Consider the following 24,238-nt stretch of genomic DNA (forward strand, 5'->3'; position numbering starts at 1 on the left):
AAAGGTTCAATTAATTATGACTGAAGGAAATTTTGTAGACTACGTAAAAATCCAATTAACATCCGGGAACGGAGGTAAAGGATCTACGCATTTACATCGTGAGAAGTATATCACAAAAGGAGGTCCCGACGGGGGAGATGGTGGTCGAGGAGGTCATGTTATTTTAAGAGGTAACGATAATCTATGGACTCTTTTTCATTTAAAATTTAAGCGTCATTTACGTGCAGGACATGGTGAACACGGAAGTAGTGGCCGTAGTTCTGGTGGTGATGGAGAAGACGTGTATTTAGATGTGCCATTAGGTACTGTTGTACGCGATACAGAGACAGATGAAATTCTTTTCGAGATTACGTATACTGGTGAAGAACGTATTGTTTGTGAAGGTGGAATGGGTGGACGTGGAAACTGGCACTTTAAAAGTTCTACAAATCAAACACCGCGTTACGCACAACCAGGTATGCCTTTGGTAGAGAAGTATGTGACTTTAGAGTTGAAATTACTAGCCGATGTTGGTTTAGTAGGATTCCCAAATGCAGGGAAATCGACCTTATTGTCTGTAATTACTTCTGCAAAACCAAAAATTGCGGATTATGAGTTTACGACTTTAAAACCGAATTTAGGTATTGTAGAATATCGCGATTTCCAAACGTTTGTAATGGCAGATATTCCTGGTATTATTGAAGGTGCGGCAGAAGGAAAAGGATTAGGATATTATTTCTTAAGACACATAGAACGTAACTCGACGTTATTGTTTTTAATTCCTGCTGACGCTGAAGATATCACCAAGCAATATGAAATTTTGCTAGATGAATTGAGACGTTATAATCCTGAAATGTTAGATAAAGATCGTCTTGTGGCTATCTCTAAATGTGATATGTTAGATGATGAGTTGCAAGCAGAATTAAAAACTGAACTTGATGAGAATTTAGGTGTAGAGTATATTTTTATCTCAGCCGTGGCTCAACAAGGGATTACAGAATTGAAAGATAAACTTTGGAAAATGTTGAACGTTTAAGTTATTAAATTAATTTATCACGTTGGTCACCTTGAATGCGTTTCAAGGTCGCATTTGAGTGTTTAGTTTAGCTATATTTGTGATGTTGAAATAAATTCAACATGACTAGCATGATGTTAACAAAGCAGCATAAGAGTATAAAAAAGGAGCCAATTGGCTCCTTTTTTTGTTTGTAAAGTTTTATCTGAGTTAGATGTGAGATACTGAAACGAGTTCAGCATGACGCTAGTTTGTAATTTAAGTTCTAATTTTAATTAATGTTGTTCATCACCCTGAATTTATTTCAGGGTCTCATTCGAGTAATCACATTGGAATTAATTATGAGATATTGAGACCCGTTCAGTATGACGTGAGCATAAACTTGTCGTTACCCTGAATTCATTTCAGAGTCCCATTAGAGTAAGTGTATTTTGAATTTTACCGTAAACCTTGAAAATAATCTTAAAACAAGTCTTTATTCTTGGTTCTTTCAGCGCAGCGGTCCTTGTTCTTTTACCTATTTCTCAATCTATTCTATTGTAATCGAAGCACCTTCACTATGGCTACTAAATTCTGGTGCATACATACTCTGTATGGTTGTGATCCCATTACTCATGTGTCCTGCATTGTTTACTCGTAAATCATATTCAAATACGTAAACCCCTTTTTTAACATTATCGAAAAAGAAATGTGTTGCTGCATCCTTAGTGCTTTGATAGTAGCCTAAACCATCTTGCCATTTGTATTTAGAGATCACATCTACAGGTTCTAAACCAGAAGCTCTCATGTCTTTCATATGTAGAAACTCCATGTCACGGTCTGTTTTTAAAGTGATACGTACGCGTATTAAATCGCCAACTTTTAAAGTAAATTCAGGTTTTACTTCTGTTAAGACTTCACCGGTGTCTGTATTCGATTTTATAAATAACTTTTTGGTTAATTGTAGAGGTGTTTCTGCTGACGTAATTTTGTCTAAATCTTCAAAATATTGCCAATATAAACTTCCCCAAGCCATGCCTTTGTCTTTTTTAGTTAAGGTCACTTCTGCCAGTTCTTGAGTAATTTCATCTGAATTCCAAGTGGTTTTAAAATAACCTGTGCCTGCTTCAACTTTGGTGTCTTTTAATTTGTCTTCAGGAATGGGTTGTCCGCCAACAGTAATGTCTAAAGATTCTGTAACCGATAACCAATCGCTTCCTTTTAATAAAATAGCATAAACAGCATCTGTAGTCGATTTTGTGGTAGACCAACGATTCGTTTGTTTATTCTTCAATAACCATTTTGTTAAATTGTCTATGGTTTTGGTATCGTTTTCAATTTCAGAAAAAGCTTCAATTAATAGTGATTGTGTTTCAATAGGCGATTCGTACCAATACCAAGATGCTGTGTTGGCTTTCCAATACATGCCTAATTGGTCACTTGTAATGCTATTCTCTTTTAAAGATTTTATAATGGCAGTTGCTGTTTTTTCATCTCCAGAACGGTGCGCAATTAAAGCCATCAATCCTTTGTTGTAAAGCGAACCTTTTGTCCAATAGGTTTTAATCTGAGATCCATAATAATTAATAATATTTTGAAGTTCTTTAGATGGTTTCTTGTCAGCATAAAAACTTCTCATATACAAATAATGTAATTGTATATTATTTAAATGATAGGCATCATAATCTGGTTTTGCATTGTATTTAGAAATGTTTCTATAGGTTTCTATAAATTCGGAATCTGTGAATTTAATTGCTCTAGATAACATGTTTTCTGAATCTCTAGTATCTACGCCTAAATGTTGTAAATGTCCGAAACCTGTAACGATATGCTGAGTGATATATCTGTTTTCTCTTCCGCCAGCAAACCAAGGCCAAGCACCAGAATTTAATTGGTTACTTTCTAGCTTTTGTTTAGTGGTTTGTAATTTATCACTCATGGTATTCATATCGAATAACAAGCCTATACGTTTTTTTTGTTCCGTTTCACTTTGTGCATCACGTAACCAAGGCGTTTCTTCAATAAGAATAGATTTTAAGTCTTCGTTTTTTTCTAAGTTACTAATCAGTGCATCTTTAGATTTCCAAAGATTGAAGACCTCTTGAATTCGCGGATTAGAAGTTACAATATGGCTCGCTAAGCTATTTCCGTAAAAGCGAGAAAAGATCTGCTCGTTACAGTCAAACGGATACTCAATAATATACGGCAACGCCTGAATCGCATACCAAGCCGGATTAGACGTAATCTCTAATGTCAGTTTATGATGTTTTAATGTGTTAGAGGTATTGTTTATTAATTTATCAAGTTGGAATGTACGCGATTCGTTTCCGTTTACCCACATTGGTAAACTTTCTGTCACCAACATGCGATTAGATAATACAGGTAACACGTTTTGTTCGCCATCGCTAAAAGTTCCAGATTTAGCTATAATTTTATACAAGACAGCATCTACAGTTTTTGGAATTTTAAGTTGCCACGATACTTGTGTGTTGTTATTTGCATCTACCGAAAATGATTTTACAGCATTAATGTTATCTAAATTAATATCGATTGATGCATTTGTAATGGCATTAAAAATTTGTAAAACGGCATCTCCTTTTAATTGTTTATCAGATAGATTTATAATTTTACTACTAATAGTAATTTCATCGCCATGACGTAAAAAGCGAGGTGTATTTGGCTGAACCATTAATTCTTTTTGCGTTACCGTTGTAAACGTGCTTTGTGCACTTTGCATAGTTTTAGTATGTGCTAAAAGTTGCAATTTCCATTGTGTTAATGCTTCAGGAGAAGTAAAACTAAAATTAACATCTCCATCGCTATTGGTTTGTAATTGCGGAAAGAAGAAAGCGGTCTCTTTTAGGTTAGTTCTTACTTTAACAGTATTAAAACTAGAACCATTTTTGGTTGTAATAATAATAACACCGTTAGCGCCTTTACTTCCATATAATGCGGTTGCTTCATTTGGTTTTAAGACTTCAATTTTTGAAATATCTTCTTTATTAATATTGTTCGTTTTTGAAACTACACCATCTATAATATAAAGCGGTTGATTTTCTGCTGAAACAGAATCTGTGCCACGAATAACCGAAAAAGGTACTTCCGTACTTTCTATTACAGTTTCTTCTACTTCTGCTTCATCTTCAGCTATTTCAATAATTTCTGCTGCTGGAGGCGGAGACATTGCAGATCGTTTTTTCTTTAAATATTGTCTATTTGTCCAGCTATTTCCGTTAAAATTAAAGCCAAACCAATCTAAAGAATCAAAATGTTGAGGTGTTATATTTAAGCGAGCTGTAATGAAATTTAGATTGAAATAATTTGTTCCAAACGCAGTATTTCCTCTCCAATAATTGTATGAAGAATACATAGATTTATAAGTTGCATACATACTCCAACTATGTCCTCTAAATTCGTCTAAAGACGCATCATACATACTAGCGAGTACTTCTGCAGTTACTTTTTCGCCTTGAGGTCCTGAAATATTAAAACTCCAGGTTTCTTGAGCTCCAGGTTGTATCTTGTTTCGGAATGTGTTGGTTTCAATCTGCAAGTCTGTTTTAGGATACGGTACGTTTATAATCATAGACCCAGATTTAAAACTATTAAATGCAGCGTAACTATAATGAATTACAAATCCGCCTAAATCTGCTTGTGATACAGGGATTTTAATGGTTTTCTTATTCTGATTTAAAGAAACAATATGTCTAGCATACACCTTGTGATCTTTCTCTATTTCTAAGGTGACAACCAAATCCTCTGCAGCAGAAGCTAACGTTAATTCCACTACATCTTCAGGGTTATAAGTAGACTTATTTGTGTTGATTTGAAATAAACCATGATCTGAAACGGTTTCATCGTCTACGCTGAATAACTCAAAAGTAGCTTCATCTTGTATGGTTTGATTATGTTCATCTTTACTTTCAAAAACAGCGATGTATTTACCAGATTCCCAACGTTTCGTTTTATTTAAAGCTATAGATTTTGTGTCTGCAGTATTTATTGTTTTTTCTAAAACGCGTGTTCCTTTTTTCCAATTATTAGCGTCGTCTTCATTGGTGTACGCATCGTGAGGAAAAAGTGTTTTAAAAGTTGTTTCATCTATAACTTGATAATCTGGAGCAGACCAAGGACGTTCCCGTAAGGCGTGATTAGGTGCTTGTAATTTATAAATTTTTAGAGTTCCTATAACAGGAGTGAATTGGCCATTTAAATTAGATGTATTTATATTAATTTGATTGGTTTTAGATGTTTTATCTAGTTTACCTTCAATTTGTAACTTAGCAATTGTAGTATGATAACCTACCGAAATACTAGTTGTTGCAGAACGTGTTTCTCCATTAATATCTGTAATATCTGCTGTGACTTCATATTGAAAAACAGGTAAGATTTTTTTGTCGAAACGCAGATCTGGAATGGCTTTAAAATTGATTTTGAAATTTCCAGAATCGTCTGTTTGTGTTTCTCCGTGTGTTATTTCTTGAGATGCGTTGTGAAAATACGGTTGCGTTCTGTAATACGAGTATGGTAAATTTACCATGCGTTTTACGCGGTATACCACATTCGCATTTGTAATTTTACTTCCTGTAAAGGCTAAAGCTTCTCCGTTAACTGTTATAGAATCATTTACAGTACATGTTTCTGTAATAGGAGTGAAATTGGCTTCAAAAGTTGGTCGCTTATAATCTTCAATATTAAAATATGTTCTAGAAAGCATATTTATGTAGCTATCTTCTGCTTTTATTTCTATATTAAACTGACCGTTTAAACCTGTATTTGGTAATATGAATTCCCCGTGAATAGATCCAAATTCATTCGTTTTTAAATTTATTTTTTTTACTTCCTCATAATTAGAATTGTATAGCGTAGCAGTTAATGTTTTATTTATTAAAACAAAACTTTCTCCACTTTTGTTTTTCATTCCAATAGCTTTGAAATATACAGTTTGACCTGGACGATATATACTACGATCTGTGAATACAAAGGATTTATAGGTAGTTTTGTCTGTATTGTTATTTTGTTCATAATACCTGTTCAGATAAAAATTATAAAAATAGGCTGTATCATCACTTGTATTAAAAACTAAGTTAAAACGGGCATATTCGCTTTTTACGGTTTTAGGAATTGTTACGTTTCCATAAGTATCTGTGCGCTTTGTCTCTGTTCTTTTTTTGTTATTATTATTATTATTATTATTATAGGTGTAATGTATAGTGACTTCTGCATTTGCAAAAGGTTTACCTGTGTTTCTATCAATAGCTTGAAAAATCATGTCTTTTTCATCTTCTTTTTGTCCTATAGCAATATTAGAAACTTGTAGTGTTGTATGTTCTGTTGTTTTAGAAATAGGATCTGTTACAGATATTAAATAAATACCGTTATCAAATTCTGGAGTAATAATTTCTGTAGTGTGTTCTTGGTAGTCGTTTTCGTTTTTTAAATTACTAGTCCAAGTTTTATCAGATTTTAATGTGTTAGCAAAGCTGTCTTTGTCTTTTTGATTATAAAAATCTACAAAAATTTTAAATTCATTATGACTCATTTTTGCAACCTTAAAATCTAATTGATTACTGTTTTTATAGGAAATTAAAAACCGAGATTTAGTGCAGGTTGGTAGTATCAATTCGTTTTTAATACTAACACTTGGTTGTAATATTTCAGATTTTAAATATTCAGATTGTTCAGCAATTTTGCTCTCAGGAAATTTAGAAATTATTGTGTTGCATAATGCTATGGCGTCTTTTAATTTCCACCTTTCTGTTGTGTTAGATTTTGCATCAAATTTATCTCCTTGTATCTTCCATATTTTGGCAATTTCAAGATCGTAATATGCACTGGCTAATGTGTTGTTCTGTTTTTTGCTAGCTTCTTGGAAGGCTTGTATTAGTAATGCTTCTTTATTCTTAAAAACAGCTTTGTCTTTTATAAATAATAACCGTTCTATATCTACAGTCACTAATGCTTCTGGATTTTTATCTTTTAAATGAAACGCAATTAAATTTTGATAGATTTTTAAAGCTTGAAATTCTAAAGAGGTTGAGTCTTTGGTTTGTAAATCTAGTTTAGAAAAGTCAGTTGCAGAGTTTAATAAAGTAGCATCATCAATCTCAAACTTATAAGCAGGTTTGGTAATGCTGCGTTCTGTACTTTTGTAGAATTCTAAGGCATTATGATTTAGTAAATCGTAAAGTGTGGGTCTATAAATTTCAGAATCTTTTTGTTTTAATACAATATCTGTATAGGCTTCAATAGGTGTGTTTTTTAAAAGCGTTTCGTTGGTTAAGCTATTTTGAAAATGTAACTGAATGTCTTTAAGAATGGTTTCTAAATCCCAAGTTCTAAAATCGGTTTCATCAACTTTTTCTACGGTTTTTGTACGCTTATAAAACTGATAGCGATGTTGTTTAAAATAGCTCCAATACATATTCGCTAACATACTTTCTAATATGTTTTTAGTTGGTGCTTTGCTTTTGGCTATCTCAGCTTTAAAATTATTTATAATGCTTAATTGCGCATCTTCCTCTAGCACTAAAGCAAATTTGCTTTTGTACAGCATCGCTTTTATATGCTGAGGCTGATTGTTGTTTTTAAGTGCAAGCTTATCAATATGTATGACTTTCTCTAAAGCCGATTTTGGTAAACCTTTAACCTCTAAATCTTCTACTTCAGACCATAAACTCTCAAAATTTGGTTGTTGTGCAAGTGCTGGTTGAGTAAATAGCACACTGAATATTAAACATTTTATAAAATTCATAGTCGTTGGTTGATTAAAGCGTTTGTGTTTTAAAATCAAATTGAAATCAAAAACAGTTCCACGTTTTGCTGTAACTTATAAAGTTGCCTTTTTTTTTGCTTTTAATATGTTTAAACAGATTATTTTTACAGAATGAAATGTTTTGTTATTTGTATTATAAGTGCCGTTTTTGTTTTTCCAAACGTTATGTTTTCGCAACAGACTTTGGTTAATGCACAAGCGTATTTTAACGCAGAAAATTATAATAAAACCATTTCTATCTTAAAACCGTTTGTAACAACTACTAAAACTAATTTTGAAGCCATAGAGTTGTTGGGCGATGCGTATAGCCATTTAAAAGACTGGGATTCTGCAATTATTCAATATAAAAGTTTAGTTGAAAGCCATTCTGAAAATGCAAATTATCATTACAAGTATGGAGGTGCATTAGCTATGAAAGTCTTAAGTGTAGATAAAATGTCTGCTATTCCGTTAGTTTTAGATGCTAAAACAGCGTTTTTAGAAGCATCCGAATTAGATAAAAACCATATAGAAACGCGTTGGGCATTAGTGAAATTATATATGGAATTACCTTGGGTTTTAGGCGGAAGTACTTCTAAAGCCATTCAGTTTGCTAATGAATTAGAATCGCTTTCTAAAGTAGATGGGTATTTGGCTAAAGGCTATTTATATGAGAAGGCAGAAGATTATGATTTGGCAGCACAGTACTTAAAAAAAGCAGTGCAAATTGGTCAATCTAAAGTGTGTTATGCATCGCTTGCTCAGTTTTATATAAACCGGAATCAAACAGATCAAGCACTTGCCGTTTTAAAATCAGGATATAGTCTGTTAAAAGACGAAGAACTTCAACAAAAAATAGCAGAGATTACCGAATAAACGTTCCCGAAAACGTACTAAAACGTGTATCTTTACGATCTTCAAAATAAGTTTATGAATGTACATTTTATAGCCATTGGTGGGAGTGCAATGCACAATTTAGCTATGGCGTTGCATAACAAAGGATATCAGGTAACGGGAAGCGACGATGAGATTTTCGAACCTTCAAAATCAAGACTACAATCTAAAGGATTATTACCAGAAGCATTTGGATGGTTTCCAGAGAAAATCACATCGCAATTAGATGCTGTGGTTTTAGGAATGCATGCCAAAGCCGATAATCCTGAGTTGTTAAAGGCTCAAGAATTAGGACTTAAAATTTTTAGTTATCCCGAGTTTTTATACGAACAGTCTAAAAATAAAACACGTGTAGTTATTGGTGGAAGTCATGGTAAAACCACAATTACATCTATGATTTTACATGTTATGCATTATCATGATCGCGATGTAGATTATATGGTTGGTGCACAATTAGACGGTTTTGATGTGATGGTGAAACTTACCGAAGACAATGATTTTATTGTTTTAGAAGGCGATGAGTATTTAAGTTCGCCAATAGATAGACGTCCAAAATTTCATTTATACAAACCTAATATTGCACTTTTAAGCGGTATTGCTTGGGATCATATTAACGTGTTTCCTACGTATGAAAACTATGAAGAGCAATTTAAAATATTTGTAGATAGTATTGTAAATGGTGGAAGCATCACTTACAATGAAGAAGATGAAGCTGTAAAACGTGTTGTTGAAGCCTCTGTAAATCCGATTAGAAAATTACCTTATCATACGCCAGAATATACAATTGAAGATGGAGAAACCTTATTAGAAACTCCAGAAGGGCCATTACCTATTGAAGTATTTGGTAAACATAATCTTAATAATTTAGCGGGTGCAAAGTGGATTTGTCAACACATGGGAATTGATGAAGACGATTTCTACGAAGCAATTTCTACCTTTAAAGGCGCAAGTAAACGTCTTGAAAAAATAGCTGAAGGACAAAACAGTGTAGCTTATAAAGATTTTGCGCATTCGCCAAGTAAAGTGCAAGCCACTACAAATGCGGTAAAAGCACAATTTGAAGATAGAACATTAGTCGCGTGTTTAGAGTTGCATACGTATAGTAGTTTAAATGCTGAGTTTTTAAAAGAATATAAAGGCGCTTTAGATGCTGCAGATGTTGCTGTAGTATTTTATTCTCCGCATGCTTTAGAAATTAAAAAATTAGAAGCTGTAACAGAAGCGCAAATTGCTTCAGCCTTCGAGCGTGACGATTTAATTATTTATACCAATCCAGACGATTTTAAACACTTTTTATTCTCTCAGAATTTTGAAAATAAATCGTTGTTATTAATGAGTTCTGGAAATTACGGTGGATTAGATTTTGATGATGTTAAGTCATTAGTGAAATAGGATAAAGAAACATGACCGCTTTGCTGTGTTAGAATCAAGAGTCAAGACTTTGTTTAAGTAATGCGTCATTCTGAACTTGTTTCAGAATCACATAAGAACTTAGTAAATTGAGTAGATTTATGAGACTCTAAAGCGAGATAATGGTGACTAGAATAATTAAAGCGAAGACAAAAAAATAAAATAAAAAAGCGAGATTTTGAATATTCAAAATCTCGCTTTTTTTATGCTTGAAAATAATAACTTATTTAGTGTCTTCACTTGTAGAAGCATCATCAAAATCTACATCTGTTTTAACAGGTTCGATTAATGGTTTTTCTAAGTTTTTATCCATTGGGTTATTAGGTGTTGGAATGTTAAAATTTTCTTGAGCAGATGACGTATTCATGTTCTCAGGAATATTTCTAACATTAAGATCGCGTTGCGGGAACGGAATCTCAATACCTTCTTCTTTAAATTTATTGTAAATGCTTATAGAAATATCACTCTTCGCTTGTAAACCAATTTCATAATGTACCCAAAACAGTAATCTGAAATTTAGAGAGCTGTCACCAAAATCATTAAATAGTGCTTTTGGCGGCGGATCATTAAGCGTGTAAGGATTATCAGTAGCAATCTCTGTTAGAATTTCTAACACCCTATTCGGATCGGAATCATAAGAGGTGCCTATTAAAACTTCAATACGTTTAGTGTTATTAGATAGTGTCCAGTTTATTAAATCGTTAGATATTAAATTATTATTAGGTACAACAACTTCGGCGCCATCAAAAGTGCTAATACTAGAAGAGCGTACGCCAATTCTGTTTACGGTTCCTAATAAATTATTAACTTCAACAGTATCTCCTGTTAAGATAGGGCGTTCAAAAACTAATATTAATCCAGAGACAAAGTTAGAAATTACGGTTTGTAGTCCGAAACCAATACCTAAACCTAAAGCACCAGCCATTAAATTAAATTTACTTAAATCTATGCCTAGTGCACCAAGTGCTAAGACAATTCCGAAAGCCATTATAAAGTATCTTATCACTAAAGACACTGCTGCAGGTATTCCTTTAGGAAGGTTTAATAAGCGTAAAACACCATCGCCATCATTTATTAAAAAAGTGATTACTTTAGTTAGGACGTAAGTTATTGTTAGCGTTAAGATAAAACTTAAAACACCTTCCATTGTAAAAGATAAAGTTCCTATTTGGTAAGGTTCAGTAATGGCATCGTTTATAATTTCTTTTATTGGTCTTAAAACATCTAATATATTTAGAAAGTAAAAGGCCCAAATTAGTGCAATTAGATTTCTAGAGACTTTTAAAGTTAGTTTTTCAACCCGCCATCTGTCTGATGCTTTAAAGGTTTGCTTTACTCCATAATGACGGTTTATTATACCTAAAGTAATGCCATTAAATACCATTAATAAGCTATAGAAAAAGGTAGTTATTATTCCGCTTTGCGTGCTTATTTTTAAAGCCATATCTGTTAAATTCGTATATCCAAAAATATTTGAAATAATAGATATAGCACATAAAGCATACACAACAGGTATGAGTCTTATTAATACTTTCCCAAAACTATCTGTAGTTATTTTACGCGTTTCTAAATACGGATTTGTAAACTTATACAACATATAGATAACTAAAAAAGCTTCTAATAAGATGTATATTCTATATAATCCAGAAGAAAACCAGACATAAGATTTAATGGCATTTATTAAAAAGAAGAAGATTACAAAGAATATAATATTCTTAAACTTCGCATGCATATACGGTCTAATAAGTGGTATAGCACACAGTAATATTAATAGGGTAGAAATGTCTATAAATAACCTAGGTGTGTTTGAAAACAGAGGTTTAGATAATAAAAATGATAAGAATAGTATACAAATAATGCTTCTGTGAACTATTATGTTTTTAGCTTTTCTATGTGTTTTAGATTTTTCTTTAAATGAAAATTTAAGAAAGCCTTCTTTTAATCGTTTAATAAATAAAGCTATGATACTAATAAGTATTAAGTATAAAAGAATAACTCCAGTCTTGTCTTTTAGGTAATTGTAGGTGTTTGAAATATTATTTTTAATAGATTCAACATCATTATTATCGCTTGGTTTTTTAGAAACTTCAGAGAAAGACGTTTGCCATAACGGATGATGCCTTTGGTAGAATAGATCATAAATATCAGAATTTTTTAATTCTAATAAATCATCCATAACTTGTTCAGTAATACTAATTTGTTCATTGATTTTTGTTTCAAGAACAAGATAATAGTTACTGTTTTTAAGAATAGTTTCTTTTGTCTCTTTTGTTTTCTCCCAAACACTGTTAATGGCATTTAAAACCTCTTCGGGTGATTTGTTGTCTATAGCTTGCTGATAACTTAATCCCCAGATCTTTTCTTTATTTACAATATCTGTGATAAATCTTGAATTACGGACTTGCTGATTATTTACTGTAGATTGCCATCCGGTTAACATGGTTTTGTAACCGTACCATTTGGTAATAAGATTATTTATTTTTTGAAGATTCGGATTGGCTTTTATAAATGTCTCGACCGTATTAGACTCTTGTACCAAAAACTTGTAATGTATTAGGTGTATCGAGTCAATATTTTTAATCTTAGAAGGAATGCTGATTTTTTTCTGAGTCAGTTTTAGCTGACTATTAGCATTGTCAATTTCTTGTACAATACTTGTTGTCGGAATTGCTTTAGGCTTAGACACGATGGTGTCTGATAAAGTTGTGGTCTCTACTTCAGAAAGCAAGTCGGTTTGTGCCTTTGTAACATAAAATGAAAACAAAAACAGGATGCAAATAAAATATTTAAAGCTGTTAAGACGCATAGGTGTTTGACGTTATGATTCTAAAATAGGGTTTAAAATTTAAAATACCTTGTCTAAAAATGGTTTTATAGATGTTTTATTAAAAGAAATTAATTGCTGTTTTGCCAGGTCTTGTTTTTCAGCAGATTTGTTTTGCGACAATTTAAATTTGCCTTCCCATTGTAAAATGTCAATTTCGAAGCCCATAACATAATTCACAAACTGATCCATTTTCGGATTGTGATAATCTAAAACATAAGCGTGTTCTGGTTCTTCTAAAAAGGCAGTCATATCTACCATAGATTGCTTAACTGCATTTTCGTTTTCAATTTCAGAAGCCGTGCCTTGTATGTGTACTTTTATGTAATTCCAAGTGGGTAATTCTTTAGCTCCCATTATGTTAGGTGAGATGTAACAATCTGGGCCAGAAAAAATAACAGTTACCGCATTGTCTTTACATAGTAATTGCGCATGTGGATTATTTTTATCTATGTGGCCAATTAACTTTCCTGAGTTATAAATTAAAGGTAAATGTGTTATAAAAGGGACGTTGTCTTTTATAGAAATTAGTGTAGCCAACGGGTAATGATTCATCACTTTTATCATGTGATGCTTATCGGAGTCTTGATGTATGTTAGGTGGATAACTCAATGGTTAAATAATTTGGTTAGACATTAAATTGGGTTAAATGATGATCTAGATGTTTGTATTGCATTTTTTCCCATTGTTCGGGTGTAAAGTAACCAAAAAGCGGATGATTTGGCCATGTTTCAATTTCGGTTTTTTTAGAAAATTCTTCAATTAATTCTACGATGTTTTTTTTCTCTGTTGAAAAATCTTGTGGCGATGTAATTATAAATTCTTTTGCTGTAGGTAAATTTTGCATCCAAGGCTTGTCGTTATAGAGTGACGTTTTGAAAAATGAAAGCATTGTTTTTTTTATAAAGCCTATTTTAGAATTTAATTTTCGTGACCTAAAGCAAATATTTAATGGTCTTTGGCAATGTTTTAGCATTTGTCCTACATTCATTTTTCCCCATTTAGCAAGGTTTTCTTCTGTTAGTGTGTTTAATCGCCTTATAATTGATTTTGTAGCGTTATCTTCAAATAAAGTGTTCATTTTCAGTAGTTTTAATTGTTTTGGTAATTTACAATATTTATATTTAGGGATGTCAGATAAAAAGATCCCGTTTTCCATTAAGAATTGGTCGCAAGACGATCGGCCTCGAGAGAAGTTACTCTATAAAGGGCAAGCTACCTTAAGCGATGCAGAGTTGGTTGCTATTTTAATAGGAAGTGGAAACAGAACAGAAAGTGCCGTTGCTTTAACGAAACGTATTTTAGCTAGTGTAGATAATAATTTAACAGCATTGGGCAAACTTTCTATAAAGCAATTAATGACTTTTAATGGTATTGGTGAAGCTAAAGCTGTAACCATTGCAGCTGCTATGGAATTAGGAAGAAGACGGCGAAGCGAAGAGGCTGTAAAGCAAAATAAAATAACATCGTCTGCTTCTGTATTCGAAATTATGCAACCGCTTCTTGGCGAATTGCCCCATGAAGAATTCTGGATTATCTATTTGAATAATTCAAATACCATCATACAAAAACAACAATTAAGTAAAGGCGGAATTACAGGAACATTAGTAGATGTACGATTGACTTTAAAAATGGCTTTAGAGCTTGGTGCAACTGCTCTTATTTTAGTTCATAATCATCCGTCTGGAACTTTAAAACCAAGTGTAGCCGATAAGCAAATCACTCAAAAATTAAAAACTGCTGCCTCTAGTTTAGATATTAAAGTTTTAGATCATGTTATAATAACCGAGCACTCTTATTTTAGTTTTGCAGACGAAAATGAAATGTAGCGCGTATTAACTATACTATTAGGTATTCTTAATTGTAAAATCATTACTTTTATTACTTTAAAATCAATGTGTGCTTTTAGTATATACTCATAAAATAACGCCGCGTATAAAATTTGCGTTTAAACATCTCTGTACCAGAATTCTTGGTATTCCAGTATCGTTTACAACAACTATCGAAACATTTATTGCTCATGATAGTTTAAAAATGTCGTACACGAAACAGCCTTTAGGAAAAGAGATTTTTATTCGTAGTCACGATTTGTTGTTTGAACAAGGTCTTTCAGATCCGGATTTAAATATTATGAATTGGGAGGATACTAAATGTTTCTTTTTTAATGGAGATAAAAGCGCTATTCCGTTCGATATTTTTGCAGCTTCATTTTATTTATTAAGTCGGTATGAGGAATATTTACCACATGTAAAAGATGAGTTTGGTAGATATGAGGCAAAGGAAAGTTTAGCGTATAAATACAAGTTCTTAGATCAGCCAGTGGTCGATATTTGGGCCTATAAATTTAAAGCAGCTTTACAAGCCCATTATCCAGATCATCAATTTAAAGACCGATCTTATTGTATAAAACCTATTATAGATGTGCCTTCTCCTTACGATTTTAGATTAAAAGGGTTAATTCGCAATTTAGGAGGAACTTTTAAAGATTTGTTTGCGCTTAGATTTAAAAAGTTCTATTACCGCTATATGGTGTTGTTTGGACTTAAACGCGATCCGCATGATACCTTTAAATACATTTTAAATAAACAAAAGCAAACAAAATATAAATTCCATTTTTTCTTTTTAATAGGCGATTACTCCACTTACGATAAAGGTATTAGCGTGCACCGAAAAGATTTTGTGTCTTTAATTAAATCGGTAGCAGATTACTGTAAAGTAGGGTTAAAAGTGTCTTATTTTGCTATTGAGGATAAAGCTGTATTAAAGGAAGAACAACAACGTATGGAAAGTATTCTAAATACGTCTTTGGTAGAATCTCGAAATTCTTTTTCTAAATTAAACTTGCCTGATTTATATCGCAATTTAGTCGAATTAGAAGTGCAAGAAGATTATACTATGGGGTATGTAAATGAACTTGGTTTTAGAGCAGGAACGTGCACGCCATTTTTCTTTTACGATTTAGACTACGAAGTGCAAACGCCATTACGTATAAACCCTTATCACGTTATAGATTCTGCTTTATTAAAATACACGTCTTTATTAGATAAGAAGGAATCGCTACAAAATATAATTAATCAAGTGAAACAAGTAAATGGAGAATTTGTTCCTGTATTTCACAATTATACATTTAGTGGTCATGGCCGGTGGAAAGGTTTTAAAGCATTATTCAATTTTATTTTAGACTCTACAGAACATGACAAATAACATAAAAGATGTGTTTTTCGATTTAGATCACACACTTTGGGATTTCGAAAAAAATTCAGCATTAACATTTCAAAAAATATTTGAAGTCAATCAATTACAAGTTGATTTAGACGTGTTTTTAAATGCATATATTCCTATAAATGAAGATTATTGGAAACGTTTTAGAACCGGAGAAGTCGATAAAGAAGCGCTGCGCTTTGGACGATTGAATGATACTTTTGAATATTTAAAAACTCCAGTAAAAGCAGATTTAATTTATAAATTGTCTGATGATTATCTGGCTTATTTATCATCATTTAATCATTTGTTTCCAGATACTACTTTGGTGTTAGGCTATTTGCAAACTAAGTATAATCTGCATATTATTACAAATGGATTCGATGAGGTTCAGTATTCAAAATTAACAGGCTCTAATATAAATCAATATTTTAAAACGGTTACAAATTCAGAAGAAGCAGGAGTAAAAAAACCGCATCCAGATATTTTTAAATATGCTTTGCAAAAAGCAAATGCAGAGGTAAATACAAGTGTAATGATTGGAGATAATTTAGAGGCAGACATTCTTGGTGCTATAAATGTTGGTTTTAAAGCAATTTATTTTAATGAAACGCCGTTAACAACGTATCCAGAAATTACTCAAATTGACAAATTAATTGAATTAAAAAACTTTTTATAAAACTTAATTACCTTTACACAAATTATTATACTCATGAGAAAATTATTTTTATTATTATTTATAAGTGTTTCCTTTAGCTCTATAGCACAAACAAGTTTAAATACTTATAAATATGTGATTGTTCCAGAAACTTTCGATTTTTTAAAGAAACCAGACCTTTACCAAATGAATGCTTTAACTCAGTTTCTTTTAAATAAAGAAGGGTTTGTTGCCATTATGGAGTCTGATACTATGCCAGAAGATTTGAACTCTAATGGATGTTTGGCTTTACGTGCAGATGTTATTAACGAATCTAGTTTGTTTACTACTAAAATAAAGTTATTATTAAAAGATTGTAAAAATGCTGTTGTTTTTGAAACAGCCTTAGGTACAACAAAAGAGAAAGATTACAAAAAAGCATATCAAGCTGCATTAAGAGAAGCTTTCAAATCTTTTGATACTGTAAATTATGAATACCAGCCTAATACTCCTGCATTATTGCCTGTTTCTGCACCTGTAACAGAAACTGTTGCAACAACTACAGCGGTAACATCTAACACTGTTTCAGAAACCGTAGCTCCTGTGTCAGATATGTTATATGCGCAACCAATTACTAACGGTTACCAATTAGTAGATAGTACACCTAAAGTGGTTTATACTTTGAAACAAACAAAAATGGAGGATGTATTTTTTGTTGTAGGTAAACAAGCAACTGTTCGTAAAACAGGCGACAAATGGGTTATCGAATTTTATGAAGGAGATACTTTAAAAGAAGAAACACTTAACGTGAAATTTTAATCGCGCAACTTACTTAATAACCATATTTAGCTTTCCAACGTTGCTTTAAAAAGTTTCTGTCAGATTGCTCTCTAGCATTAGCACCAGGCTCATACAGCTTGGTGTTTTCTATTTCGGCCGGTAAGAATTCTTGTTCGGCAAAATTGTTTGCATAGTTATGCGAATATTTATAATCTTCCCCATAACCTAACTCTTTCATAAGTTTAGTTGGTGCATTTCTTATCCCTAACGGAACAGATAAATCTCCTGTAGCTTTAACTAATTGTTGTGCCTTATTTATCGCTTCGTAAGCAGAATTGCTTTTTGCAGAACATGCCAAATACGTTGTGCATTGGCTTAATGTAATTCTGGATTCCGGATATCCAATTGCAGATACAGCTTGGAATGTATTGTTAGCGATAACTAAAGCGGTTGGGTTTGCGTTACCAATATCTTCACTGGCTAAAATTAAAAGTCGGCGGGCAATAAATTTTACATCTTCACCGCCTTCAATCATTCGTGCTAAATAATACACCGCTGCATTAGGGTCACTTCCTCTAATAGATTTTATAAAAGCAGAAATAATATCGTAATGCTGTTCTCCTGTTTTATCGTAACGCACCGTATTGTTCTGTACTTTTTTAAGCACAATCTCATCTGTAATTACAATGTTTTCTTCTTCAAAGGTATTTACAATAAGTTCAAAAATATTCAGTAATTTTCTTCCATCACCTCCAGAAAGACGCAATAAAGCAGCTGTTTCTTTAAGTTTTATGTTCTTTTCGGCTAAGAAGCTGTCTTTTTTAATTGCACGATGTAAAAGCTGCTCTAAATCATTTTTATCAAAAGCATTTAAAACATAAACTTGACAACGTGAGAGTAGGGCAGGAATGACTTCGAAACTCGGATTCTCTGTAGTTGCACCAATTAACGTAACCCAACCTTTTTCTACAGCTTGTAATAAAGAATCTTGTTGCGATTTACTAAACCGGTGAATCTCGTCTATAAATAAAATAGGATTTTTAGTTGTAAATAAACCTCCGCTTTGTTTAGCCTTATCTATTACTTCTCGAATATCCTTTACGCCAGAATTTATCGCACTTAACGTGTAAAAAGGTCTGCCGGATTGTGTGGCAACAATATTTGCTAAAGTGGTTTTTCCTGTTCCTGGAGGTCCCCAAAATATCATAGATGAAATTAAGCCTTGTTTTAATTGTATGCGTAATGGGCCGTGTGGTCCAACAAGGTGAGTTTGGCTAATATAGTCGTCTAAAGTTTCAGGACGTAAACGTTCTGCTAAAGGTTCGTTCATGTTGTAAAATTACTTATTTTTTAATGTTTTGAAATATTTAGCGACTGACATTTTATCATTAGTAGTGAAAACGGTTTACAATTTGATTATTTTTAATGAAATACAGTTTATGAAACAATACGACCATTTTAAATTCTCTAACGGCGTTCTTGCATATCCGCTTGCATTCGTGTTAATACTTTGGTATGTGTATTGGTTTGAAATTGAAACAAATATTTTTTTTAACACCCATGGTATTTACCCGCGTACATTGTCAGGTTTACAAGGTGTGGTTTTTAGTCCGTTTATTCATTCTGGAATTTCGCATTTATACCATAATTCCATTCCGTTATTTGTTTTAAGTGTAGCTCTCTTTTATTTCTATAGACCTATTGCTTGGAAAGTTTTAGGTTATGGAATACTTGTGTCTGGGTTTTTAACGTGGTGTATTGGCCGGCCGTCTTACCATATAGGAGCAAGTGGTTTAATTTATGTTTTAGTTAGTTTTATTTTTTTTAAAGGCGTTTTTGCAAAACATTATAGACTGATTGCTTTATCGCTTTTAGTTGTGTTTTTATACGGAAGTATGATTTGGTATGTGTTACCAGTACAAGAAGGTGTGTCTTGGGAAGGCCATTTGTCGGGGTTGATTACAGGTTTGCTTTTTGCTTTAGTTTTTAAGAAACAAATAGCAAAACCAAAACAGTTTGCTTGGGAAAAAGAAGATTATAATGAAGACGAAGATCCCTTTTTAAAACAATTTGATTCTGATGGGAATTTTATAGAGTTTAAACCAGAAGAGGAGAACGATACTTTAGATGATCCTTCTACAGTCTATATTTATACCTTTAAAGAAAATAAGGACAGTGATATGTTAGATTAAGTATAATCTGTTATTATTATTATTATAAAAAACAAGACTGCTTAAAATTAAGCAGTCTTGAAAATGACTAATTACAGAAGTAATTAAATAAATAAGTTGTTACAAAATATGGTGGAAATTAATAATTTTAATATCCATCATTTTGTGTCAAATTAGAATTTGTATCTATATCGTTTTGTGGAATTGGATAAGCAAGACGAAAATCTCCATAGCTTATTGTTGATGTAAAGTTTTGTTGTAGAGATGTTTTTTCTATGTCTTGTCCAGTACGCATTAAATCATCAAATCTAAAACCTTCAAACATTAATTCTTTACGACGTTCATCTAAAATAGCATCTTTGGTTATAGTTGTTAAGCCAGCTAAACCTCTGTTAGTTCTAAGTGAGTTTAATTCGCTTAAACCTCCTCCTGTAGATTCGTATAACGCTTCTGCATAATTTAAAATAATCTCTTCGTAACGAATAACTGGGATGTTATCTGAGCCATTGATGTCTGGATATTTGTATAAGTTACGTAACATTGTTCCTTCGTAACCTAAAATATCTGCTCTCACATCATTTGGTTCAAAAATATTTATAACGTCATCTAGTACTTGTACGTCACCATAACTACCACTATCTCCAAGTCTGTAAATAAAACCTATACTATCGCTACTTAAGTTATCTGAACTTGTATATGCAAGTTCAAAAATTGAATTTTGTTGGCTTCCTGCAGACCAAGAACTAACATAATTCTCTGCAGAGACCATGCTATATAAACCAGAATTAATTACGGCTTCAGAAGCAGCGATTGCGTCGTCCCACATTTCGAAATAAATAGCCACTCTAGATTCAATTGCTTTGGCAGTGTATTTAGACATTGTAATTTTAGTCGTATCGTAATAATCATCACTCATCATATCAAAAGCAGTTTGTAGGTCTGCCATGATAGCGGTAACGTTTTCAGAATAAGTCGATCTACTTGGGTATAAATCTTCTCCTTTATATTCTGTTACGTAAGGTATTCCTAAAGTTCCTCCAGTATTCATTTGTCCGTATTGTTTTAATAAATCAAAATGTACTAGAGCTCTCAAAGCATAAGCTTCTCCCTGAATATGGTATCCTTCTTCTAATTCACTAGTGTCTGTAGCTAATGTAGTTACGTCTTGTGCAATAATTACGTTTGCAATTGCAATAGCTTCATAAGCTTCGTCGTAAAAATAACCTGTATTAGAGTTATAGGCAAATGAAGCTTGAGTAGTAAAACGTCCTGAATTACCATTAGAGAAACAGTTGTCTGTTCTAACTTCATTATTTATAATATAATCTCTACCGTAATATCCGCTTTCTGTTAAGTATTCGTAGGCACCTAACATTAATCCCGAAATATTATTTATTGAGTTTATACCATCTTCAACCGATTTGTTTTGTTCTAGAGAAGGGTCTAAATCTTCGGTAGTACATGAGCCTATAGTAAGCACTAAGGTTGCTGCCACTAGAATTCTATATATGTGTTTTATGTTTTTCATAGTCAATTAAAAATTTACGTTAACACCAAAGATTAATGATTTTGTAGGAGGTGTTTCTAAACCTGTAAAACCATCAGCATTTACTTCTGGATCATATTTTAAATAATCACTTTTAACCCAAGTATACGGATTTGTAGCTCTAACAAAAATTCTTGCAGATTGTAAACCTACAATAGAATTTACGCTATCTGGAAGGTTGTATCCAAACGTAATATCTTTAATTCTGAAGTAATCTCCATCATATAAAAATTTACTGTTTTGTTGCCATGGCGTAGTTGAGTACGTCATTTTTCCAAAACGTGTTTCGTCTCCTGGTTGTTGCCATCTGTCTAAGATCGCATCAACACCTTGGTAATATAATGTTGTAAATAAGTCCGTACCATTGGTATATCTAGCCCAATCTTCGTAAACTTTGTGACCTCCAGCATAGTAAGAAGATACATTCAAGAAGAAGTTATATGCTTCTATGTTTAAATTTAGACCTGCTGTAAAAGTTGGTAGAGCACTACCGCCTTGCCAAGATTGGTTAGCTTCAGTATAAATATTTGTAGTTTCACCATCTTTTCCATCAATATAATATAAGTCTTCACCTGTTTGAGTGTCTACGCCAGCCGAAGAAACCATATACCAACCATAGGCAGCATGTCCAGATTCAACTCTTTGAGTCGTACCGCTTATTACAGTTTCTTCTCCCGAGTTGTCTTCATACATTTTAAGAACTTCATTTTTATTTGTAGCAAAATTACCACCTATAGATACAAATACGTTTTCAGAACGTACGATATCAGCATTAAACTCAAACTCAAATCCTTTGTTTTCCATTTCTCCAACATTAGCAATTTGAGAAGAGAATCCAGAAGTAAAAGGTAAGTTTACATTAAGTAACATGTCTTCAGTTCTTCTGTTGTAGTAAGTAAGTGTAGTTGTAAATCTATTATTGAAAAATCCTAGATCTAAACCAACATCTACAGCTTTAGATGTTTCCCATGATAAACCATCTGCTCCGAATGTATCTAAGTAAATAGCAGAAGTTCCGTTATAATCACCATCATATCCAAGTAGTGATTGGTATTGGTTTATAGAAATATCTGCATTACCTGTTAAACCATATGATCCTCTTAATTTTAATGTGCTTAACCAAGAAGAGTCTGCTAGAAAAGCTTCCTTGTGTACGTTCCAAGCTGTACCTACAGACCAGAAAGTTCCCCATCTGTTATCTGCATCAAATCTTGAACTTCCTTCTCTACGAATGGTTGCATCGAAAACATATTTTCCTTGGTAACCACTATAGTGCATTAATCCGGTGTAAGATGCAATTGCCCAATCTGTAAAATATGAATTAGCACTTGTTGGTGTACCTGCAGAGTTGAGGTTTGTTAAACCATCGTCTGCAAAGTTTTCTGCTTCTCCTTCAAGATAATTATATCTGTTTTTTTGATATTCTTGTAATACTTTAAAATTTAAACTATGGTCTTCGTTTATAGCGAGTAGATAATCTAAATTATTTTGGAATACATAATTTGTTCTTGTGCTATTCGCTTGCCAACCGTAACCATTTGTAGACGCACCATCTCCATCAATTCTGTTTCGGTATCTTTTATAGTTATATAATTGCAAATCTATAGCAACCGTAGTGTTAAAAGTTAAGTTTGAAATTGGTAACTCCCACTTAAGTGTATTGTTAGAACTTATTCTAGTAAATTTAGAGTCGTCTATATCTTCTTGTGCAATTAAAAGCGGGTTAGGAAGTGATGTCTCTAAATTTATATTTCCTTCGTCGTCATATGGTTGGTCTGTTGCAGGCATAAAGAATTTAACAGCTCTAGGTGAAGAAAAATAGGCGCTTGTTTCTAGTAAACCATCTTGGTAAGAGTACGATCCTGAGTTTCTTGTAGAAAACGTAATTTTATCTGAAAAATCTTTAGTTAAATTTACTTGTCCAGTAAATCTTTGAAAATCTGACCCGATAACAGTTGCTTCTTGATCGTAATATCCAACCGAAGTAAAGAATGAGTATGTTTCGTCTCCACCACTCGCAGATAAGTTATATTCCATTAATGGTGCATCTTTATTGGTAATAACATCACCCCAATTTCCTTCTGGTCTGCCTGCAGCATTCCATGTAGCATATACACCTCCGTCTAAATTGTTATCCTCACTAAATGCTTGGGCTCCATCAAGATCAAAACCATAATCTGCTCCATATGTGTTGTAAACAGATTCGTAATATAACATTTCTCTTTCTGCACCAGTTAATACTTGTGGTCCATCCACAGCATCGTTAGAAAACCCGTAAGAAGAATTAAAGTTGAATTGTGTTTTTCCAGATTTACCACTTTTAGTTGTGATAACAATTACACCATTAGCTCCTCTAGCTCCGTATGCAGCAGTAGCAGAAGCGTCTTTTAATACGGTAATACTTTCAACATTATTTGAGTTTATAGATGCTAATGGAGAAAAAGAAGAGCCTGAAGTTGTGCTATTTGCAGCCGCACTAGATACAGGAACACCATCTATAACATATAAAGGCTCGTTACCTGCTGTAAGTGAACTTCTACCTCTAATTCTAACATCTGAAGTGGATCCAGGTGTTCCGGAGTCAACATTAAAAGTTAAACCTGCAACTTTACCTTGAAGTACTTGGTCTATTGTAGAAACAGGTACTTGTTCGAATGCTGCACTTTCTAATTGGACTGTAGAACCCGTAAGTTCTGTTCGGCTAGTTTTAGTATATCCCATTAATACGATTTCATCTAATGCAGACGCATCTTCTTCTAAGGTAATATTAATTGTGGTTGATGTTCCAACCGTTTTTTCTTGAGATTTATATCCCACAAAACTAAATGTTATTGTTTCTCCAGATGATGCCGAAATAGAATATTTACCATCAAAATCTGATGAAGTTCCTGCTTTAGACCCTTTTACCATTATAGTTGTTCCGGGTAGAGGTAACCCATCCGGTCCTGTTATAGAACCTGTAATTGTTTTTTGTTGTGCATAAGTAAAATGAACAAACAGTAGTAGGAGTGTTAAAACTCCATAAACTTTTCTTTTCATATGATTTTA

Annotated in this window: 15 protein-coding genes; 8 read left to right on the forward strand and 7 right to left on the reverse strand. The window is 32.8% G+C overall.

Translation table 11 applies throughout. The features are described 5' to 3' along the window. The first annotated feature begins 16 nt into the window (after positions 1-16). Positions 17-1,015 carry a GTPase ObgE gene (gene obgE, locus GQR95_RS08385; protein ID WP_159022749.1) on the forward strand — a complete coding sequence of 333 codons (999 nt, stop codon included), beginning with the start codon at positions 17-19 and terminating at the stop codon, positions 1,013-1,015. Positions 1,016-1,523: 508 nt separating this feature from the next. On the opposite strand, the gene GQR95_RS08390 is transcribed toward obgE, so the two are convergent. Then, on the reverse strand, positions 1,524-7,697 hold the full coding sequence (locus GQR95_RS08390; protein ID WP_233265898.1) for an alpha-2-macroglobulin family protein: 6,174 nt from the start codon (positions 7,695-7,697) through the stop codon (positions 1,524-1,526). 162 nt (positions 7,698-7,859) lie between these two features. Between GQR95_RS08390 and GQR95_RS08395 the strand changes: the two genes are divergently transcribed. Next, positions 7,860-8,603: a lipopolysaccharide assembly protein LapB gene (locus GQR95_RS08395; RefSeq protein WP_159022751.1), complete on the forward strand. Its 744-nt coding sequence runs from the start codon at positions 7,860-7,862 to the stop codon at positions 8,601-8,603. Positions 8,604-8,657: 54 nt separating this feature from the next. Beyond that, positions 8,658-10,013, forward strand: coding sequence for a UDP-N-acetylmuramate--L-alanine ligase (gene murC / locus GQR95_RS08400; RefSeq protein WP_159022752.1), 1,356 nt, complete (start codon positions 8,658-8,660; stop codon positions 10,011-10,013). Positions 10,014-10,254: 241 nt separating this feature from the next. Here murC and GQR95_RS08405 read toward each other — a convergent pair whose 3' ends face one another. The 3 genes from GQR95_RS08405 to GQR95_RS08415 form a co-directional block, all read right to left on the reverse strand. Then, positions 10,255-12,795, reverse strand: a complete 2,541-nt coding sequence (locus tag GQR95_RS08405) for a mechanosensitive ion channel family protein (RefSeq protein ID WP_159022753.1) — start codon at positions 12,793-12,795, stop codon at positions 10,255-10,257. Between the two features lie 81 nt (positions 12,796-12,876). Further along, entirely contained in the window at positions 12,877-13,467 is a 591-nt protein-coding gene (locus GQR95_RS08410; protein ID WP_159022754.1) for an FMN-binding negative transcriptional regulator, read from the reverse strand. A 16-nt stretch (positions 13,468-13,483) separates the two neighbouring features. Continuing rightward, on the reverse strand, positions 13,484-13,936 hold the full coding sequence (locus GQR95_RS08415) for a DUF1569 domain-containing protein (RefSeq protein WP_159022755.1): 453 nt from the start codon (positions 13,934-13,936) through the stop codon (positions 13,484-13,486). 49 nt (positions 13,937-13,985) lie between these two features. On the opposite strand from GQR95_RS08415, the gene radC reads away from it, so the two are divergent. The 4 genes from radC to GQR95_RS08435 all read left to right on the forward strand — a co-directional run bounded on the left by radC (position 13,986) and on the right by GQR95_RS08435 (position 17,512). Further along, the gene (radC, locus tag GQR95_RS08420) at positions 13,986-14,684 is read left to right on the forward strand and encodes a DNA repair protein RadC (protein ID WP_159022756.1); all 699 of its coding nucleotides are present in this window, start codon (positions 13,986-13,988) and stop codon (positions 14,682-14,684) included. A gap of 70 nt (positions 14,685-14,754) precedes the next feature. Then, a complete protein-coding gene (locus GQR95_RS08425) occupies positions 14,755-16,059 on the forward strand; it encodes a polysaccharide deacetylase family protein (RefSeq protein ID WP_159022757.1) in 1,305 nt (434 codons plus the stop codon). Further along, entirely contained in the window at positions 16,049-16,735 is a 687-nt protein-coding gene (locus GQR95_RS08430; RefSeq protein WP_159022758.1) for a YjjG family noncanonical pyrimidine nucleotidase, read from the forward strand. Before GQR95_RS08425 ends, GQR95_RS08430 begins: the two co-directional genes overlap by 11 nt. Positions 16,736-16,768: 33 nt before the next feature. Then, positions 16,769-17,512: a hypothetical protein gene (locus GQR95_RS08435; protein WP_159022759.1), complete on the forward strand. Its 744-nt coding sequence runs from the start codon at positions 16,769-16,771 to the stop codon at positions 17,510-17,512. Between the two features lie 13 nt (positions 17,513-17,525). On the opposite strand, the gene GQR95_RS08440 is transcribed toward GQR95_RS08435, so the two are convergent. Further along, a complete protein-coding gene (locus tag GQR95_RS08440) occupies positions 17,526-18,803 on the reverse strand; it encodes a replication-associated recombination protein A (protein WP_159022760.1) in 1,278 nt (425 codons plus the stop codon). 109 nt (positions 18,804-18,912) lie between these two features. On the opposite strand from GQR95_RS08440, the gene GQR95_RS08445 reads away from it, so the two are divergent. After that, positions 18,913-19,665: a rhomboid family intramembrane serine protease gene (locus GQR95_RS08445; protein WP_159022761.1), complete on the forward strand. Its 753-nt coding sequence runs from the start codon at positions 18,913-18,915 to the stop codon at positions 19,663-19,665. A 127-nt stretch (positions 19,666-19,792) separates the two neighbouring features. Here the strand turns inward: GQR95_RS08445 and GQR95_RS08450 are convergent, their stop codons facing one another. Beyond that, a complete protein-coding gene (locus GQR95_RS08450; RefSeq protein ID WP_159022762.1) occupies positions 19,793-21,172 on the reverse strand; it encodes a RagB/SusD family nutrient uptake outer membrane protein in 1,380 nt (459 codons plus the stop codon). Positions 21,173-21,178: 6 nt separating this feature from the next. Beyond that, positions 21,179-24,229, reverse strand: a complete 3,051-nt coding sequence (locus GQR95_RS08455) for a TonB-dependent receptor (RefSeq protein ID WP_159022763.1) — start codon at positions 24,227-24,229, stop codon at positions 21,179-21,181. Positions 24,230-24,238: the final 9 nt, after the last annotated feature.

Source organism: Formosa sp. L2A11, from assembly GCF_009796865.1.
Taxonomy (GTDB): Bacteria; Bacteroidota; Bacteroidia; order Flavobacteriales; family Flavobacteriaceae; genus Formosa.